Annotated in this window: 2 protein-coding genes; both read left to right on the forward strand. The window is 67.4% G+C overall.

The window, feature by feature from the left end; all coding sequences use genetic code 11:
- Positions 1-557, forward strand: a 557-nt coding sequence (locus DDF70_RS36145; protein WP_114949217.1) for a transposase, incomplete at its 5' end; no start/stop codon positions are given.
- A complete protein-coding gene (gene tnpC / locus DDF70_RS36150; RefSeq protein ID WP_114949218.1) occupies positions 538-1821 on the forward strand; it encodes an IS66 family transposase in 1284 nt (427 codons plus the stop codon). The genes DDF70_RS36145 and tnpC, both read left to right, overlap by 20 nt.
- Positions 1822-1854 lie beyond the last annotated feature (33 nt).

A 1854-nucleotide genomic window follows, 5' to 3' on the forward strand; every position in this document is an offset into this window, starting at 1 on the left:
GCACGACCAAGATCCTGACCCTGTTCCATCCCGCCTCGGGCCAGGTGCGCCTGCAGCCGGCCGAGCACTGTACGAATGCGGTGCTGCATCCCTGGCTGCGCGAGCGTCTCAGCGCGATCCTGGCGGAGTTGCCCGCCCCAGCTGTCGCCGATCCCGCTCTCACGCACGCGGCGTGGGAGGCCTGGCAGGCCGGGCTGAGCCGGTGCTTCACCTTGCCGGAGGAGGTGCCGCCGCTGCGGCTGCTGTTGGTGTGGGACAATCTTACCGGCCACAAGACTCCTGAACTGGTGCTGTGGCTGTGTGCGCATGGCGTCATGCCGCTGTACACGCCGGTCGCCGGCAGCTGGCTCAACATGGCGGAGTCGATCCAGCGCGTGCTCAAACGGCGGGCGCTCGCGGGACAGCATCCGCAGAGTTCCGACGAGATCGGGATCTGGTTCGAGCAGACGGCACGCTGCTGGAATGCGCAGCCGACACCGTTTGTCTGTAATTACCCAGGCCCTTGCGCGAACGGGAATTCACTGATTCCTTGGTGTGATGGGCCGCAGCGATCTTGAGCGTCTGAGCAAGGAAGAGCTGATCGAGCTGGTGCTGCGGCTGCAGCGGCCGCAGAAGACCTCGCGCACATCCTCCAAGCCGCCCGCGACCGATCGCAAGCAGCGGCGGGATCAGGCCAAGCCCGGTGGCGCCAAGCCGGGCCATGACGGGCACAGCCGCGCCATGAGCCCGGATGTCGATCGCCTCGTCGACCATCAGCCGGACCACTGCCCATGCTGCCGTACCAGGCTGGCGACCGATCTTCCGACCGAGACCGTGAGCGAACACGACACGATCGAGCTGCCCGCGATCAAGCCGTGGATCGAGCGCCACCGGCGCCTGGCGGTGCGCTGTCCGTCCTGTGGAACGCGGGTCGTCGCGCCCGTGCCCGCCGCCGCGAAGGGGACGCCGTTCGGGCCGCGCATCCATGCCATGGCGACCTACCTCAAGACCTTCCAGGCTCTGTCGTACGAGCGGCTGCAAAGCGCATTCGCGGACCTGTTCGGGCTCACCGTCAGCCAAGGCGGCCTGATGAACCTGCTGCGCCGGGCGCAGCGCACCTTCGCAGCCGAGCGCGACAGAGCCATCGTGGCGTTACGCCAGGCCCGGGTCATCGCCTCCGACGAGACCGGCGTCCGGATCGAGGGCTGCAACGCTTACCATTGGGTGTTTCGCTGCGCCGAGGCGGTGGTTCATCACGCCTCGCCGACCCGCGGTGCCGTCGTGGTCCGGACGATGATGGATGGGCACCGGCCCGAGGTCTGGTGTTCCGATCGCTACAGCGCCCAGCAGGGCCATGCGGACGCCCATCAGACCTGCCTGGCCCATCTTTCCCGCGACGTCGCCTATGCCGATGAGGCCAGCGACGATGTGCTGCCCTCGCGTCTCAAGCTGTGGCTGCATCGGGCCTTTGCCCTGGCGCAGGAGGTCACAACGCTGGCCGCCTCGACCCTGGCCCGCAAGCGCCGCGCCCTGGAACGCAGTCTGGATGATATCCTGGCCGCGCCGACCGCCTGTGATCTCGCCCGCGCCCTGCAGAGCAAGGTCCGGCGCGCCCGCGATCAGCTTCTGACCTTCACTCACTGGCCTGGACTGGTGGAGGCGACCAACAACGCCTGCGAACGCGCGCTCAGACCGGCCGTCATTCAGCGCAAGGTGACCAACGGCTACCGGGCCATGTGGGCGGCCGAAGGCGAAGCAGACATTCGCACCGTCGTCGACACGGCTCGTCTCGGCCTGGGAACCAACGCGTTCAAGACAATCCTTCAGACCGTGTCCGCCTGAACCTCAGGTCAAAATGCGGCGTGGGTAATTACG

It is taken from the genome of Microvirga calopogonii (assembly GCF_003347665.1).
Lineage (GTDB): Bacteria > Pseudomonadota > Alphaproteobacteria > Rhizobiales > Beijerinckiaceae > Microvirga > Microvirga calopogonii.

Bases quoted from the DNA above. Each gene is read 5' to 3' on its own strand.
- tnpC (WP_114949218.1), top strand. From the start codon at position 538: ATGGGCCGCAGCGATCTTGAGCGTCTGAGCAAGGAAGAGCTGATCGAG.